This is a genomic window from Pedobacter sp. GW822-FHT03F06 (assembly GCF_058801365.1).
The window spans coordinates 136275-151596 of record NZ_JBXANE010000005.1 but is presented as its reverse complement, the minus strand read 5'-3'; the positions used below and the strand labels follow the sequence as shown (position 1 = coordinate 151596).

Below are 15322 nucleotides of genomic sequence, written 5' to 3'. Positions count from 1 at the left end.
ATAGAAATGAAAAATAAACTATATATATATGCTGTTGGAGTAATGTTAATTGCTATAACAGCATGCAAGAAAATTGTAGAGATAGAACCTCAAAACTCGGTTACGCCCGAGGTTGCGTTAAAGGATGTAGACGGATATCAGACTGTTTTGATTTCTGTTTATGATAGATTACAGGCATACGGCTATTATGGTAGAGATATGGCACTGATGGGTGATGCTTTGGCTGATAATATATTTACAGCAACAGCCGTTTCGGGGAGTAGATATGACGGACAAAACCTGAATAACAGAAATGCACATTATAATATTTGGGGAAATGCGTATTCTGCTATTAATGAGCTGAACAACATTATTGCAGGTATTGATGGTTTAACTGATGTACCGACCAGCAAAGCAGCTTTGAGGACCAGGGTAAAAGCTGAAGCTTATGCCCTAAGAGGAATGATATATTTTGATATCGCAAGAATTTATGGTTATGAACCGAATCGGATACCCACTACCGGAACAAATGCCAACTTTAATAAAAGCGCTGTATTAAGGTTATTACCTACAAAGCTGGTAGGAGAAGCCGATTTGAAACCTCGGGCTACAGTTTTGGAAGTGTATACCAATATTGAAAAGGATTTGCAGACTGCGATTACTACATTCGCTAGCCTAGGTGCCTCTGTTCCGACAAACCCTTATAGGATTACAGAAAGTTTCGCTCACGCACTTCTTGGTAAGGTTTACCTGTACTGGGGAGGGAAAGATGCTGCGGCAGTTCAAGAGTTTGATAAGGCCCTTTCAACAACTATTGCTTTTGCTAAACTTTCTGGAGCTGGAAATGCAGCTAACGATTTTAAAAAAGTTCCTCATCCAGAATCATTATTTGAGATTAATTACGTACAATCTGTTGAGGTTGTTGGAGTTACGGGAAGTAATGATGGCTTGTTCACTTATACTCAACCAACTGGTACAAATGCAAGTAACTTAGCTACCTTTGCTGGTCAAACAGTATCAAATGAACTGAATGCATTGATTGAAACAGCAGACGATAGAAAAGCATTGCTCTTTAACTCTAGAACATCAACTAATGCAACTATTTTTCGTTGGGCCAATAAATATCCAGGTTCAAATGGTGCTTACACGGATAATGTTAAAGTGATGAGATATGCAGATGTTTTATTGATGAAAGCAGAAGCATTAGCCAATCAGTCACTTTATCCTGAGGCAGCGGCCCTTGTTGTTCAGTTACGTTCAAGCCGTAATGCAACTATTGTTGGGGTTCCAGTAACCTCTGCAATTTTAGATTATATCCAAGATGAGAGAAGAAGAGAATTATTCTTCGAAGGTCATAGATGGTTCGACCTGAAGCGTCTGGGCAAAACAATTACCAAACCGGCTCAGGCAAGTTCTGCTTTACCGGTATTATATACCGATTATAGATTGCTTGCACCTATACCAACTGGCGAAATTTCTTTAAATCCGGCATTGCCGCAAAACCCAAATTATTAAAAAAAGTTATGCTAAAAAAATATATCATTTACCCTGTTTGCGCGTTTGTTCTAGGAACAACATTAGTAGGGTGCCTTCCTGAGAAATCGGAAACGGCTTTAATGTATAAAGGACCTACAGTTGTGGAGGTAAAGAATTTTACACTTGGTCAAAATTCCGGCGTACTAATAGCAAAGGGAGTTTCAACTGCAGCTGGAACACAAACAGACTCTACAAGAACCGTAATGTTAAATACACGTGGTACTGATAGTGTGTTGGTTCAGCTTGTAGGCCCCCAAAGCGCATCACCAATCGAGTTTAACTTTGCTGTAAGGAGCACGAGTACCGCAGTTGAAGGAACGCATTATGCTTTTATTCCTGCCGGAACAAGAAAGGTAACTTTTGAGCCTAACACGTCCTCGACTTATATTAGGCTAAATATGATACCCAATAGCCTAACAACTGTTGGAGATCAGAGAACTGTGATGATTGATTTGTTAAGCAATGGTACGGTTAACCCAAACCCTAATTTTAGTAAGTTCTTCATTACGTTAAGAAGGTAGAGTTCGCTAATTAATTTACTAAGTGAAAAGAAGCCGCCTCATAATTAATTTATGAGACGGCTTCTTCTGTTATAGGTCGTTTTTAGTGTAAAAAATGCAGAACAATAATTGAATATTTTGTAAAATGGCTTTTCATATTTGATACTATCAGAGGGAAAAGGATAATAATATTTTGTTTCTGTAAATTTGCATTGCGGACCAGTCTTATGCTTAGATTACAAAACCCTTTCCGGTTCAATTGTCAAATCAAATTACAATTGATATAAGCACCACAGTTGTAAATTACGATAGCACATTTTATCATTCAACTAACAAATATTATTTCTTTAATTTTTCACAAAAAAAAAGGTTAACTGACTAATGAAGCTAATCTGTTTTTAAGGGTACTTTGATTTTTGAGTGAATAATGTAAATATTAAAAGTGTAAAATTTGCATTACAAAATACTAAATCATATATTGGATTATTATTAACTAAACTAAATTATTTTTATGAAAAAACTTCTACAAAGTTTGTTCATATTGCTATTTATTGCCACCTCAGCAATAGCGCAAGATCGAACAATCACTGGAACAGTTACGGCCCAGGAAGATGGACTACCTCTTCCGGGCGTAAGTGTAAGAATTAAAGACGCATCAAACTCTGGCGTCTCTACAAATGCTGCAGGTAAATTTTCCATCAAGGTAAGTGCCGAAGCCAAAGTGCTAATTTTTTCTTCAGTAGGCTATTCCACACAAGAAATCGCTATTAGAGGTAGCGTTGTAAATGCATCTTTAGAAACAGATTCAAAGTCTCTATCAGAAGTTGTGGTAACGGCATTAGGCCAAAAAAGAGAAGCTAAATCGTTAGGTTATGCTGCTACCACCATTGATGCCTCAAAATTAACCGCTGGCCGCTCAACCAACGTGGTTAATGCATTGGCTGGTAAAGTAGCTGGTGTAAAAATCTTATCAACAGGTGGTGCAACAGGTGCATCATCAAATATCAATATCAGGCAAGCCACAACCTTTACCGGATCGAACCAACCGTTATGGGTACTGGATGGTATTCCGATTGATAATGGCGGAGGAGGCCAGAGTGTTAATACAGGAAGTACCAACTCAAACAGGGGTATTGATCTAAATCAGGATGATATCGAATCAGTAACCATTTTAAAAGGACCTGCTGCTGCAGTGCTGTATGGTTCAAGAGCTGTTGCAGGGGCAGTAATTGTAACTACTAAAAAAGGAAGCAAAGGGCAGGCCGGAAGAGTTGAATTAAGCAGTAACTACAATTACATAGAGGTTAACCGTTTGCCAGATTATCAGAACGAATACTCACAGGGAACCAATGGATTGTACGATTCTTTTTCCCAAATGTCGTGGGGAACAAAGATAACCGGACAAACAGTTACCAATTATCTCGGTAATCCGGAAACCCTTACCGCTTATCCAGATAATGTTAAGGATATATTTAAAGGAGGTTTTAACTTACAGAACAATGTAACTTTTTCTGGTGGTACCGAAAAAACAGCTTACTACTTTAATTATGGAAATTTTAAAGAAAGTGGATATATCGATAACAACACTCTGGCTAAAAATAACTTTACCGTTAATGCAAGTACACAATTGAGTAAAAATTTAACCATTAGTTCTTCAATTCAGTACATCCATAATAACTCTGTGGGTACTCCTACCGGTAATGCAAGGTCTAATCCTTTATTTGATGGTATGACGTTGCCCAGAACATATAACCTTGCAAATTATCCATATGAAACTGCTGCAGGTTTAAATAATATACCAACAAGTCGTGTTCCCAATGCAGGTTATACTTACTACAATATTTTAGGAACAGATAATCCTTTATGGTCTATCAAATATATTCTGTTTAAACAAAAAATAGACCGCGCCATTGGTAATGTGGGTTTAGATTATAAAATAGCTGATTGGTTAAGTGCCAATTACAAAATCGGTATTGATCAGTATACAAATGTATCGAAGACAATTAATGAGAAATCATCTAACAATAACCAATCAGCTAGCAGGGCCGGGTCTATTATTGACAACACCACCAACAGGCGCGAGGTAAGTTCTTATTTCAATTTAGTCGCCAACAAAAGGTTTTTAAAAGACTTCGGCGCCAGATTTTTATTGGGTAATGAGATTAACTACAGAAGAACAGATCAATTGCAGGTAACTGGTAACGGTATACAGGCAGCACATAATTACAATATCTCTAATACCTTAACTTATGTTCCGTTTCAAGCTGTAACAGAACAAAGCCTTGTTGGGGTATATGCCGATATTAGTTTAGATTATAAATCTTTTGCGTATCTGTCGTTTACAGGACGTAGAGATGTTTCTTCAACATTTGCTCCAGATAAAAGAAGTTATTTTTATCCTAAGGTTGATGCCAGTTTCATTGCAACAGAGGCTTTTCCTGAGTTAAAACAGAATGATATAATAACTTATTTAAAAATCAGGGCTAACTATGCAAAAGTAGGTAGAGAAGCTCCAGTTTACAGTACTGGTACCTATTTTGGTACTGCAGGCCCTTCTGATGGTTTTGGGCCAAATTTAATCTTTCCATTTAATGGGGTAAATGGTCAAACTTTTTCAAATGCAGCCGGTAACATTAATATTAAACCAGAATTTACGGCTTCTAAAGAAATTGGTTTAGAAGCAAAGTTTTTAAAAGACAGGTTGAGTATCGATGTTGCTTATTATAGCACAAAAAGCACCGACATTATATTTTCTGTTCCCAGTGCACCTTCTTCTGGTTTTAGCAGTACTTTGCTTAATGCCGGAACCTTAAAAGCTCATGGTATTGAGTTATTGATCAGTGGAACGCCGGTAAAATCTACTGATTTTATATGGGATTTATCTGTAAACTTTACTAAAGGAAGAAACGAAGTAGTAGAGTTAGCGCCTGGTGTACCTTTTATCGGTAACGGTGGTTTTACCAATCCACAGGGCCGTATTGTTACTGGTTATCAATATGGCACCCTGTTTGGCCAGGTATTTAAAAAACTTAATGGGAAGGATGTTGTGGATGCGAACGGTAGGTTGAGCTCTGGCCAGATCAATACCGCAGAATTGCAGCCAATTGGTGATCCAAATCCCAAATGGACAGGTGGTGTAAATACTACATTCTCTTATAAAGGCCTATCGTTAAGTTTATTTGCAGATATCCGTTATGGTGGTGATATTTATTCGAGAACAATTACCGACTTGAGAAGATACGGTGTTGCAGCCGAAACCGGCAACAGAGATCGTTTATATACGCACAATGCAGTATATGCTGATGGTACGCCAAATAACACATTAATTACCGCCGAACAATATTATAGCGACTTATACTCTTCAGCAGCGCAACAATATGCAGTTTTTGATGGTTCCTGGATCAGGCTACGCGAAGCTACACTATCGTACCGTATTCCGAGCAAGCTATTAAATAAACTGAGCTTTATAAAAGGAATTAATGTTGGGTTAACGGGAAGAAATCTTTTGATGTATGCGCCTAATTTCCCTCACTTAGATCCAGAGAATAACCTTTTAGGTGTTGGTAACGGGCAAGGTATAGAATATAACGGCCAGCCTCAAACAAGAACCTATGGTGGATTTTTAAAATTATCATTTTAGTTTAGGAGAGTTTAAATATGAAAATTAATATAAAGAAAATAGTTTTTGGATTGGCATTAGCCATGACAGGGCTGAGCTCGTGCAAGAAATTTGTAGACATTAATGATGATCCTACACGATTAAAAGATCCTGATGCCAGTTTGGTTTTGCCAGCGGCGGAGGGTAGGCTGGGGTTTACAATGGGCTCCGATATACATCGTTTTACTGCCTTATGGGTACAGCAGTTTGCTGCGCAGGGCGGTGGTTCGGCACAACCAACGCAATATGATAAATATGCTGTTGGCGAGGGTGATATCAATAATACCTGGGAAGCTACTTTTGCAGGTACTTTAGCTGATTTGCAGAAAGTGATCGAAAAAACCAAAGCAACAAGCCCAAAATATGCCGGTGTTGCAGAGTTGGTAAAGGCCTATATTTATCAAACCCATGTTGATGCTTTTGGAGATCTTCCATATTCAGAAGCCATTGGTTATGAAGCGAATTTAAAACCCAAGTTTGATGGATCTTCAACCATATATGATAATCTGTTTAGTTTAATTGATGAGGGCATTGCAGATATTAAAAAGGCATCTTTACTGGCGCCTACAACCGATGATCTATTTTATGGCGGCGACATGGATAAATGGGAACGTTTTGGAAATGCTTTAAAATTAAGAATGTATATCCACTACTTTTCTGCCAATGGAACAGCTGCAGACGCAACAAAAGCTAAAACAGGTATTACCGCTATATTGGCTGCGAATAAACTGTTAAGGGCAAATACCGACAATTTTCAGATGCGCTTTTTAACTTCTGCCAATCAAACCAACCCTATTCATCAATTTGAAGGATCAAGACCAAACCAGTTTTTTCCGAGTAAAACATTGGTTGATATCATGAATGCCAAGAGCGATAGTAGAAGAAATTCATTTTTTACCTTACTGGGAACTGCATATGTTGGCGCCACGAATGGCAATGGTGATGTAGTGGTAAGTACTGCTTTTTCGCGCATGAGCACCTATCTTAGAGGGAAACTTTCAGCAGGGGCATATTCAGGTGAGGCACCAATAAGAATGTTAACTTATGCTGAGCAAAATCAGATTTTAGCGGAATATTTTGCCAGAACAAATGGGGGAAATGATTTAATCACAGCAGATACCTATTATAAAGCAGGTATAACCGCTTCATTTGCAAGTGCAATTGAGTTTTCAGATGGAACAGAAGCTGCGGCTGTAACCGCTGGTTTAGCTACTTATCTGGCTTCAACAAATGGAACATTGGCAACAGGCAATGCCCTGCAAAAAATTATTGAAGAAAAATTTGTGGCCAACTTTGGGGTTGCCATAGAGCCTTGGACAGACTGGAGAAGAACGGGATTTCCTGCACTATCACCAGTGTCTCCTGCAACAGCCATTCCGCGTATATTGCCATACTCATTCAACGAAAGAAGCTACAATCCTAACACACCGGCCCGACCTTCAGTATTTGTAAAATCTGTATTTTGGGATAAATAATTATAACTATGAAAAGAATTTTAATCATATTATTTGCATCAATTTTAGGCTTGGCCTCATGCAAAAAAGATCCAAAGCAACCTGAAACACTTGATACAACTGCTACCATTACTTTTGATGGTAACTTAAATACGGTATCGGGTACCTACTCAAGTTATGCCAGTGCTACTCCTACCACGAAGGGAACAGGCACCGTAAGTATTGCGATTACCTATAGTGGAGATATCAAAACACTTTCATTTACTACACCAACAGGAACAGTTATTAACAACCTGGGTACAGCTACAGTAAGTGGCGGTTCTTACACTTTTACTAAACTCGTAAAAGATTTACGTGGTGCGGCTGATGCCCCGCTCCCAACCTCGGGTACAAGTGGTGCAGTTGTTTTAACCGTTACAGCCACCCTCGGAAATGGGCAGACGGTAAAACGCTTTTTTACCATTAACATTACCGGATAATTTGTTAAAAAGAAAGGCTTGGAAATTTCCAGGCTTTTCTTTTTAAATTGAAGGAATTTAAGCTTATTTCTTATCCACACTATATTTGCCCGGCCCAATAAAAATCAGTCCGAAAAATACAATGCCCAATTCTATTGCATGACTGGCACCGCCTAATCCATCTCCTTTACCAAAATGAACCAGCGCTGCTATAATCATCGTAAAGATTAATAAAATTAACGCCGGACGGAAAAACAATCCTACAATTAAAAGGAAACCACCAAAAGTTTCGGTAGCGGCCGCCATAAAACCCCAAAATATAGGTAAAAAGTCTATGCCGATTACTTTCATACTTCCTCCTAAACCAGTCCAGCCGTTTGGGCCGCCTGCAAGTTTCGGGAAACCATGGATAATAAACATTATGCCTAAACCAATGCGCAGCAATAACAAGCCTGTATTGCGGTATTTTCCTAAATTATCTAAAATTGCCATCCTATAAATATTTAAATTGAACGTTATTTGTTTCTATTTTTAAGTTCACCTCAGCACCTAAAACCATACTGAGGTTGTTATCGATATGTCCTGTTGGAAAATTAAAGCAGACTGGAAAATCGTAGTCCTTAACAATATCCCAAATTACCTCATCAGCTGTTTGCCCAAAAGAAATCTTTTCTTCTTCAATTTCAGTAAAGGCGCCAATAATCAAACCCTTTAAGGCTTTTAGCTTACCCGCCCTTTTCAGCATACGCAACATGCGGTCTATACCGTATTCTTGTTCGCCAACATCTTCCAAAAAGAGAATTTTATCGGTAAAATCCATTTCCGAAACCGAGCCCTGTACCATGGTAAGCAAAGTTAAATTGCCACCAATCAAAACCCCGGTCGCCTCTCCTGCCCTATTTTTAAAGGCGCTTTGGTAAGAATAGGTCTGTTTTTCGCCAAACAAAGCCTGCTGTAATGAAATTAAAGCTTCTGTGGTAGATTCATCAAAAGTATAGGGCATTTGCGCGTGCATACATTGGGTATTGCATTGCGCAATCAGGTGTGATAATAATACGGTAATATCGCTGAAACCTACAAACCATTTAGGGTTCCTGTTAAATTCTGTAAAGTCCAGGTCATCAATAATTCTGATGGTACCATAACCGCCACGGCCCGAAATAATGGCTTTTATAGCGGGATCATCTAAAAAACGCTGAATGTCTTTGGCTCTTAAAGCATCAGTCCCTGCAAACTGGTGGTGACTGGCGTATACACTTTCACCCACAATAACCTCCAAGCCCCAGCTTTCTAATCGTGCTATGGCATGGTCTATAGGTTTGGGTAATTTCTTTGCCGGACATACCAGGGCAATCTTATCTCCTTTTTTTAAATACGGGGGCTGCTTAATCATCTTCAAAACACTTATCTTTGCCAAATTAATAAAAATTGTTTTGGATAATAGTAAAATTAAAAGATATACCGTAACTGCAGCGCTTCCATATACCAATGGGCCAGTTCATATTGGGCACCTGGCTGGTGTTTACATCCCTGCAGATATTTATGCCCGTTATTTAAGGTCGAATAAACGCGATGTAAAATTCATCTGTGGATCTGACGAAAATGGTGTGCCCATTACTTTAAAAGCCAAAAGAGAAGGCATAACGCCTCAGGAAGTGGTAGATAAGTACCATAAGATTATTGGCGATTCTTTTAAAGAATTCGGCGTATCTTTCGATATCTATCACCGTACCTCATCGCTTACCCATCACCAAACCGCTGCCGATTTCTTCGAAACCCTTTACGATAAAGGTGTTTTTACCGAAGAGGTTACCGAGCAATATTACGATGCCACTGCAAAACAATTTTTAGCCGATCGTTACATTACCGGTACCTGCCCAAAATGTGGTAATGAAAATGCTTATGGCGATCAGTGCGAAAACTGTGGCTCTACGCTTAATGCGACCGATTTAATCAATCCGAAATCGACCCTATCTGGTGATAAACCAATTTTAAAAGAAACTAAAAACTGGTTTCTGCCGCTTGATAAATATGAAGACCGTTTACGTACCTATATCGAAAGCCATAAAGAGTGGCGGCCCAATGTGTACGGCCAGTGCCAAAGCTGGTTAAATGCAGGCTTACAGCCAAGGGCCATGACCAGAGATTTAGATTGGGGTGTTCGTGTTCCGCTTCGCGATGCCGAAGGTAAAGTGCTTTATGTGTGGTTCGATGCGCCTATTGGCTATATTTCTGCCACCAAAGAGCTTTGTAACTACGCCAAGCTTGATGTTTGGAACCCTAAAGCCGAAGAATATTACATCAGTAGCTACGAAAATGATAAATGTGGCTGGGAAGAATACTGGAAAAGCGACGAAACCAAATTGGTCCACTTTATCGGTAAAGATAATATCGTTTTCCACTGCATTATTTTTCCTGCAATGTTAATGGCCCATGGCGAATATACCCTGGCTGATAATGTGCCGGCAAACGAATTTTTAAACTTAGAAGGCCAAAAAATATCAACTTCTAAAAATTGGGCGGTTTGGCTGAACGAATATTTAAGAGAGTTTGAAGGAAAACAAGATGTATTGCGTTATGTATTAACCGCAACAGCTCCCGAGACCAAGGATAACGATTTTACCTGGAAAGATTTTCAGGCGAGAAACAATAATGAATTGGTGGCCATTCTGGGTAACTTCGTGAATAGGGTTGTGGTACTTACGCACAAGTACTTCGGTGGCTCAGTGCCTACCTGCATGGAAATTACAGCTGTAGATCAGGCTGTTATTGATGAGCTGGCTGGCTACCCTGCCAAAATCTCTGCGTCTATCGAAAATTATCGCTTTAGAGAGGCCTTATCTGAAGTGATGAATGTTGCCCGTTTAGGGAATAAATACCTGGCCGAAACTGAGCCGTGGAAACTTATTAAAACGGATGAGGACCGGGTAAGAACGATATTGAATATTGCGCTTCAAATAGCTGCCAATATTCAGATCCTGATTGAACCTTTCTTGCCATTTACAGCAGAAAAGTTAATGAAGATGCTTCAAAATGGCGGTCATGACTGGGATGATGCGGGTACAGTAAGCCTGTTAAAACGTGGCCACGAAATTGGCGAAGCTGTACTCTTGTTTGATAAAATTGAAGATGCAGCGATCGATTTCCAGATTGAGAAACTAAACCAAAGCAAAGCCAGCAATGCAGCCAGCAATGTAGTTGCTGTTCCGGCAAAAGAAAATATCCAGTTTGACGATTTCTCGGCAATGGATATCCGTGTAGCCACCATTGTTGCTGCCGAAAAGGTAGAGAAAACAAAAAAACTGCTAAAATTAACGGTAAATACAGGTATTGACGAAAGAACAGTGGTTTCGGGCATCGCCGAATATTATAAACCTGAAGATATTGTTGGTAAACAGGTAAGTATAATCGTAAATCTTGCCCCACGCGAAATCAAAGGGATTTTATCACAGGGAATGATTCTGATGGCCGAAAATGCCGAAGGCAAACTCACTTTTGTTGCACCTGTAGAAAAGTTTCCGGAGGGTAGTGTAATTAGATAACGTTTGCCTGCCCGTAATTAAAATATAAGCCATTTGAAATTAATCAAATGGCTTTTTTTATTGCATAGCCCTATGCAATAATCCTAAAGGGTGGCTATTGTAATTTATTTTTTAAAGACAATTCCCTTAGATAAATGCTTGTTAAAATGAATTCTCTTGCGACAAAACTTTTGTTATATTTGCGCAACAAATGGTCCCGTAGTTCAACGGATAGAATAGAAGTTTCCTAAACTTTAGATATGAGTTCGATTCTCGTCGGGACCACTTCCTTAGATTCAAACCAGAACATTGTCGTGCAAGTCGTTGATTTTCAAGACTTTGTTTTGGTTTTTATAACGCATTAAGACTTATTTTTGAATATTCTGAATAGTTAATTTCTTATAGGAATTGAATGATGAAAATATGTTGGCTAGGTAAGGATGACAGGCTTACAACTATTCGTTCAAAAGCTTCGTAAAACTTCTAAAAAATCTTTTCAACAATGAACTTTCTTCTGTAATAATTTCAGCATCAGCTAACATTCCATTCTTTAACATAATTTTATGCTTAGAGTCTTTATTTTCAAATTCAGTAAGACTTACTTTAGCGATGAAAACACTGTCTCGGTAAGCAACATCTGATATATAAGTTAAATTCCCTCTGATCATGCCATATTGTTCGAAAGGATAACTTTTAAGTTTCACCAATGTCCTTGCACCAATTTTTATTTTCCCCATGTTATATTGAGGAATCTGCACTTCTCCGAAAAAATTTGTATTACCAGGATTTACAATAAAAACTTCTTGATTGGCAAGAACATTCTGGTTCTGTTGAATAATCCCCGCATAGCTCAATCTACCAGAAATGGGTGAAACTAAAATATGTTTTAAAATCCATTCGTCAGTTTCATTTATACACTGATTTAATGCTTGCGTAAATTTGGCTCGTTCTTCTGAAATGGTATGATTTAAATCTAAAAGTTCTTTTTCTTTTGCGCTGAAGATATTAGCATTGTTTAAAATTGAAGTTTCTGTTTGTTGCAGCGGGTATTTCGCGGCTAAGTATCTATTTTCTTGCTGTGTAAATTCACTTCTAGATATAACCTTCTTTTCATATAATTTTTTATAGGCTTGATATTCTTTTTCGTTATTAACGTACTCTAATTCTTGAATTCTTTTTTGATTTAAAATCTGATTTTTAAGTAATTTTATATCTTTCAAGTCTTCTTGTAAAAAGACTATTTTATTTAAATAATAACCGTTCTTTTGAGTGGATTGATATTGAAGATATTGTTGATAAAAACTTTGATAAAAACTTTGATTTTCACCGAGATTTAAATTGATCGGCAAACTTATTTCTATTTTTTTTTTACTGATTAAATCAGATTGTAAGGTCTTTAATATTGTACGGAGCTTGAGGATATCCTCTGGCTTTCCTGTACTTTCAAGATAAGCCAATGGCTGATTTACCTTAACAATTTCTCCATCTTTAACCAATAAAGCCGTTAACTTTAAACTCTGTTTGGCAATTATCTGTTTCGGGGAATTTAAAGAATTAATTTTCAAGGGTGTTTTTATGACATCTGGATATTCAATAATTGCCGAGAGCAAAATAATCCCACTAATAACAAAAAATATTAATGTTATTCCCCAACTCAAAATCCAGGATGGGACAGCATTTATAATTTCTTGAACTTCTTCTGAATGGTTCTGTTCGAAGATATCTTCATCTGCTTTATTTTCGTGTACTATTAAATTTTCGGCTATTGGTTGTATTATTTTCTGTCCTATCAGCATAATTTTTATTTTAAACTTCCCTTCCTTTTTAAATAGCTAGTGTATATTTTAATTTCCTAATTCCAGTTGATTTTTTACCAGCTGATAATATTTCCCACAGTTCTTGGTAAGCTCTGTATGTGTACCTTGCTCAATAATTACACCTTTATCCAAGACCAGAATATTATCTGCATTTTTTACTGTACTCAAACGGTGTGCTACAACCACAACGGTCCTTCCCTTAAAAAATTCTTCCAAATTTCCCATAATTACTTTTTCGTTGTTTGCATCTAAAGCGTTAGTGGCTTCGTCGAAGAAAATGTATTTTGGATTTTTATAAACAGCTCTTGCAATCAGTATACGTTGTTTTTGTCCTTGGCTAATTCCATTTCCTGCAGTGCCTATTTTAGTATGCAATCCCAAAGGCAATTCATCTATGTATTCACTGATATTTGCAACTTTAATAGCGTGTATGAGCTTATCAATATCTGGGTATTCATCTCCTACTGCTATATTTTTAGCTATAGTATCGGAAAATATAAAACCATCCTGCATTACCACACCACATAGTCCACGCCAAAATCGATAGCCAATTTGAGTTAAATTTGAATTCCCTACTCTAATCTCTCCTTTTTGAGCTTCGTAAAATCTAAGTAGGAGTTTTAAAATGGTCGTTTTACCGCTTCCGCTCATGCCCACAATAGCAGTAATTTTCCCTTCTGGGATATCCAAATTCAGATTAGACAACACAGGTTCATTTCCAGCACCAGGATAGGCAAAACTTACCGCCTTAAATTTAATACTCTTGTGAGTGGGTAAATCGAATAAAAATTGCTTTTTTAAAGATTCTTCATCTTCCAGTTCATGTATCTCATTTAAGCGTTCTAAGCTAATCTTAGCATCCTGAAAAGCCTGAAAAAATGTTAATAACTGTTCAATAGGACTATTCAACTGTCCTACAATATACTGTATGGCCATCATTCCGCCTAAGGTAAGTTGGCCATCTACAACAGACTTCGCAACCAAGAAAGTAATGAGTATATTTTTACCCTCATTAATAAAAAAAGCAAAAAACTGCTGATACTGGCCCAATGCCAAGCTTTTAACACTAAATCTAAACAAATTAGCCTGTATTCGCTCCCATTCCCAGCGTTTTTGTTGCTCACAGTTATTTAGTTTAATTTCTTGCATACCTGCAATTAACTCTACCACATTACTCTGATTCTCAGAAGAGATATCAAATCGCTTAAAGTCTAGTTCTCTTCTCTTTCTAAGAAAAAACACTACTAAAATGCTATATAAAATACTACTGATAAGAAAAATCAAAAAAACACTTAAACTATAGTAGGCGAGCACAAATGCAAAAACAACCAGATTAAACAATGAAAATACCGTACTGAGTGATGATCCGGTTAAAAAATTTTGTATTCTACCTTGATCGCTCATGCGTTGCATAATATCACCAGTCATTTTAGTTTCGAAAAAACTTATAGGCAATTTCATTAGCTTGATCAAAAAATCAGTTAGGATGGATATATTAATGCGTACACTAATATGCAATAAAATCCAAGACCGGATAAAATCAACACTCAATCTACCGAAAAAAAGCGCAGATTGGGCAAGCAAGATGATGTAAATAAAATTTAAGTTCCTTGTATTAATACCTATATCAACTATCGCTTGCGTAAGAAAAGGAAATATCAATTGCAACAAACTCCCTACACCTAAGCCTAGAAATAACTGTAGGATTAGCCGTTTATATTTTTTTAAATAGCTTAATATGTAGGTTAAATCCAAACTTTTATTAGGGTCACCACCTTGATTGTAAAAATCGGGACTAGGTTCTATTGTCAAACATATGCCATGAACTGTGCTATTTGTACTAATGCCTAGCCAATGCCTTAAAAACTCAATCTTTGTGAATTTGATTAATCCTTTTGCTGGATCTGCTATATGAAAATGAATCTTATTTTCCGAACTTTTTTCTGTAATTTTATATAAGACTACAAAGTGATTTTGGTTCCAATGCAAAATAACTGGCAGTTCGATACTTATCAATTGTTCCAAAATAAGTTTTGCCCCCTGAGTTCTAAAGCCTATTTTTTCAGCAGCTTTGCTTATACCCAATAATGAAACCCCTTCTCGATTAATGCCTGAAAGTTCTCTTAATCTCTGGATACTGTAATTTCGCCCGAAGTACTTTGCAATCATACGTAGACATGTTGGTCCACAATCCATTTGATCAGGTTGTTTATAAAACGGAAATTTTTTCAATTGTTAATTTTAATAAAATAAATGCATTTCTAAAGTAACTATAAAATAAGTTATAACTTACAATCAAATTAATAAAAAATTACTACTTTTAATTTTACTTAATTGAAAGATTACAGATTTAATATATTAGTATTTAAGAATGAAATGAATAACGCTTAAACTTAAAC

The 15322-nt window shown here is 37.2% G+C and carries 10 protein-coding genes and 1 tRNA gene; 7 read left to right on the top strand and 4 right to left on the bottom strand.

Going from position 1 to position 15322, the window contains the following annotated elements:
• Positions 1-6: 6 nt before the first annotated feature.
• The 5 genes from AC1RJ8_RS10375 (at position 7) to AC1RJ8_RS10355 (ending at position 7606) form a co-directional block, all read left to right on the top strand.
• Positions 7-1494 carry a RagB/SusD family nutrient uptake outer membrane protein gene (locus tag AC1RJ8_RS10375; protein ID WP_492953745.1) on the top strand — a complete coding sequence of 496 codons (1488 nt, stop codon included), beginning with the start codon at positions 7-9 and terminating at the stop codon, positions 1492-1494.
• An 8-nt stretch (positions 1495-1502) separates the two neighbouring features.
• Entirely contained in the window at positions 1503-2036 is a 534-nt protein-coding gene (locus AC1RJ8_RS10370; protein WP_492953744.1) for a hypothetical protein, read from the top strand.
• Between the two features lie 490 nt (positions 2037-2526).
• Positions 2527-5655 carry a SusC/RagA family TonB-linked outer membrane protein gene (locus AC1RJ8_RS10365; protein WP_492953743.1) on the top strand — a complete coding sequence of 1043 codons (3129 nt, stop codon included), beginning with the start codon at positions 2527-2529 and terminating at the stop codon, positions 5653-5655.
• A gap of 17 nt (positions 5656-5672) precedes the next feature.
• The gene (locus AC1RJ8_RS10360) at positions 5673-7148 is read left to right on the top strand and encodes a SusD/RagB family nutrient-binding outer membrane lipoprotein (protein ID WP_492953742.1); all 1476 of its coding nucleotides are present in this window, start codon (positions 5673-5675) and stop codon (positions 7146-7148) included.
• An 8-nt stretch (positions 7149-7156) separates the two neighbouring features.
• On the top strand, positions 7157-7606 hold the full coding sequence (locus AC1RJ8_RS10355) for a hypothetical protein (protein ID WP_492953741.1): 450 nt from the start codon (positions 7157-7159) through the stop codon (positions 7604-7606).
• 63 nt (positions 7607-7669) lie between these two features.
• Here the strand turns inward: AC1RJ8_RS10355 and AC1RJ8_RS10350 are convergent, their stop codons facing one another.
• A complete protein-coding gene (locus AC1RJ8_RS10350; protein ID WP_492953740.1) occupies positions 7670-8077 on the bottom strand; it encodes a DoxX family protein in 408 nt (135 codons plus the stop codon).
• Position 8078: 1 nt separating this feature from the next.
• On the bottom strand, positions 8079-8978 hold the full coding sequence (locus tag AC1RJ8_RS10345) for a S66 peptidase family protein (protein ID WP_492953937.1): 900 nt from the start codon (positions 8976-8978) through the stop codon (positions 8079-8081).
• Between the two features lie 40 nt (positions 8979-9018).
• Here AC1RJ8_RS10345 and metG point away from each other — a divergent pair, with 40 nt between their 5' ends.
• Both metG and AC1RJ8_RS10335 read left to right on the top strand, forming a co-directional pair.
• The gene (gene metG / locus AC1RJ8_RS10340; RefSeq protein WP_492953739.1) at positions 9019-11127 is read left to right on the top strand and encodes a methionine--tRNA ligase; all 2109 of its coding nucleotides are present in this window, start codon (positions 9019-9021) and stop codon (positions 11125-11127) included.
• 192 nt (positions 11128-11319) lie between these two features.
• Positions 11320-11391: transfer RNA gene (locus tag AC1RJ8_RS10335), tRNA-Arg, on the top strand.
• A 170-nt stretch (positions 11392-11561) separates the two neighbouring features.
• Here AC1RJ8_RS10335 and AC1RJ8_RS10330 read toward each other — a convergent pair.
• Both AC1RJ8_RS10330 and AC1RJ8_RS10325 read right to left on the bottom strand, forming a co-directional pair.
• Entirely contained in the window at positions 11562-12902 is a 1341-nt protein-coding gene (locus tag AC1RJ8_RS10330; RefSeq protein WP_492953738.1) for an HlyD family secretion protein, read from the bottom strand.
• Positions 12903-12950: 48 nt separating this feature from the next.
• Complete coding sequence (locus AC1RJ8_RS10325) at positions 12951-15155, bottom strand: peptidase domain-containing ABC transporter (RefSeq protein ID WP_492953737.1); 2205 nt, start codon at positions 15153-15155, stop codon at positions 12951-12953.
• Positions 15156-15322: the final 167 nt, after the last annotated feature.